This is a genomic window from Patescibacteria group bacterium (assembly GCA_018896645.1).
Classification (GTDB): domain Bacteria; phylum Patescibacteriota; class Patescibacteriia; order UBA2591; family JABMQE01; genus JAHIMF01.
The window spans coordinates 1-2,596 of sequence record JAHIMF010000029.1 but is presented as its reverse complement, the minus strand read 5'-3'; the positions used below and the strand labels follow the sequence as shown (position 1 = coordinate 2,596).

Annotated in this window: 1 protein-coding gene; it reads right to left on the bottom strand. The window is 39.9% G+C overall.

Annotated elements, in window-relative coordinates; all coding sequences use genetic code 11:
• Window positions 1-23: 23 nt before the first annotated feature.
• Window positions 24-2,474, bottom strand: a complete 2,451-nt coding sequence (locus KKD20_02010; GenBank protein ID MBU4331877.1) for a GAF domain-containing protein — start codon at window positions 2,472-2,474, stop codon at window positions 24-26.
• Window positions 2,475-2,596: the final 122 nt, after the last annotated feature.

Here is a 2,596-nt window from a genome sequence, read left to right as displayed (position 1 = left end):
AGTAAATAATAAATAATAAATATTTACCCAGCGGGCAATGTAAAGAAAAAGGTGCTTCCCTTGTCAAGCTGGGATTCCACTCCGACAACGCCGCCATGGGCATCTATGATACCCTTGACAATCACCAACCCCAAACCCGTACCAACAGATTTTGGCTTGTAAACATTTTTAATTTGTTCAAATTTATTAAATAATTTAGGAATCTCTTTCCTTGGGATGCCGCAACCATTATCAGTAACCGCGCAAATAACACTATCCTTATCCAAAGCCCTAATCTCCGGAGTCTTTTGATTAATAAACCATTTGATGCCGCAATCCAGCGCTCTTTTTTCAATATCTTCGCCCTGTTTATAATACAAGGCCTGGATAGCAACGCGACCGCCATCCTCTGTAAACTTGATGGCATTGGCCAATAAATTGCTCAATGCTTGCTTTGTTTCTTCTAGATCAAGCTTCACTTGGGGCAGGGCCCCATCAATCTGATTCCCCAACTCCATTTTTTTATCTTGGAGTTGTGGCTGAAAAAATTTAATCCGATCAACAATCAGTTCCCGCAAATCACCCAGCTGTTTATTCACTACAAATTTACCGGATTCTATCTTAGCTACATCAAGCAAACTGCTTACTAGATCAAGCATGCTGGCAGAGCTATTATGAATAAGATTGATTGACTCCTTGCTTTCTTCATCTAACACCTCGCCCTTTTTAAGAAATTCGGCCATCAATCTAATGCCGTTTAATGGGGAACGCAAATCATGCACAATCATGTTTGTGAAATCCTCCCGCATCTTTTCGATCTCTTTGTCGTGCGTAATATCATGAAAAAGCACCACAGTTCCTAAAACTTCCCCTTCCTGATCTTTAACCGGCGAAAAAAGAATTTTTAAAAAACGTTCTTGCACATAAACCTCCTCTACCACAATCAAACGATCAAGTTTTATGCTTTCTTCAAATTTTGTCCTGAAATCAAGCTTGCCGGCTAAAATATCAATCAAGTCAAATATGGAAACTTCGTCTTTTTCCAAACCCAGCATTTTCTTAACCTTAGGGTTAATAACATAGACCCGGTTCTCTTTATCAATCATTAAAACCCCATCAGCCATACTGGCAACCATGGCATTGATTTTTCCTTGTTCCACATCCAAAACCCCCTGGAGCCGAGTAACCGCGTTAGAGGCCTGAGCAGTAATTTTATAAAGGATCGTCATCTCGTCTTCCTTATAAAGACCGGGCCTAGTACTGGCGACATTAATCATCCCAACCACCTTCTCACCCAAAGTTAGGGGGATATTAAAAAAGGATTGAACCGGTTCAGTTATTGTCTCTTCTAAAACAGCGCCGCTAAGGCTTTCATCAAGGTTTTCTGTTTTTAATTCTCGGTTGATTAAAACTGAAAGTCCAGCTAACATTCTTTCTTTAACCGTATCAATAAAGGGGCGGCTGACAACGGTTTCCAGCTGGCACTTAAATATGAGTTTTTCTTTGTCGGGGTCAATCAATATATAAGAAGCAGACGAATAATCTATTAGCTTCCTTAAAGAGCCAATAATGATATCAGCAATCTTTTGGATGTTTAGGGAATAACCAATCCGCTCTCCCAGCTCTTTCAGGATAGAAAGTTCGTACATTCTTTTGGTAATTTCTCGCTCTCTGGTCTCTAAATCAGCCAGCAGGTAAGCTCTTTCTAATTTTGAACCCGCCTCATAAGCAAAGGTTCTGAATAATTTTTTGTCATCTTCGTTGAAAGTAACAAAATCATTGTCAGCCACAATCATCACCCCCAAAGATTGAAATCTCTTGCAATTCAGGCAGGCCTTTAGTTTACTGTCGGGGTCTAAAAAAGTCTTTTCATCATAAATCTCTCTTAGATGGGACAAACACTGGGTCTTGGGCAACGTCCAACAGCGCGGATCAGCATTCTCGTATGCCGGACATTCGGTACGGCCACAATTAAAAATCTCCCAACAGCGCTCGTCACTTTTTTTGGCGATCGGCGCCATCATAAAAGAGCCGCTGGAAAGAACTTCCTTTACTTCCAAATTTTTATATACTTCGTGCGCTTGATTTTCAACAACAAAAAATTTGTTCTCAAGTAAAGAACGAGCTATTGCTCCTCTGCTATGGTTAATCGGTATAGCCAAAGTTTTGAGATCAAGGTCTCCCTTAAAACCAAGGACAATTTCTGGCTTTAAAACTCTTTTATCCTTGTCAATCGTAAAAATTAAAACTCTCGGGAAACCCGCTTTTTGTAAATTTTTTGCTATATAATCCAGGGCGGATTTTATGCCCGAAAATGCGGTCAAGCCCGAAAAGGTGTCATAAAGATTCTGTTGTCCCTGTCTAGTCTCTTCAAGCTTTCTCTGGCACTGGGCTTCCTTTCGTTTGAAGTTCTTAAGCAGTAAAAAAATGGCGAAGCCTAAAGCTACTAAAATTACAAAGCCAACTAAAAATAAGTAGATAAAATATTTATCCATTTTTGTTTTACTTTAAGAGTGGGGAAAACAAACTGCGTTAAACAAAACTCGCCCTAAGCATTGGGTACTGGATTCGGAACTTTTATAGAGGGGTACTTCGCCAAAAGAGGCTCCATGGTTTT

Bases quoted from the DNA above. Each gene is read 5' to 3' on its own strand.
- KKD20_02010 (MBU4331877.1), bottom strand. From the start codon at position 2,474: ATGGATAAATATTTTATCTACTTATTTTTAGTTGGCTTTGTAATTTTA.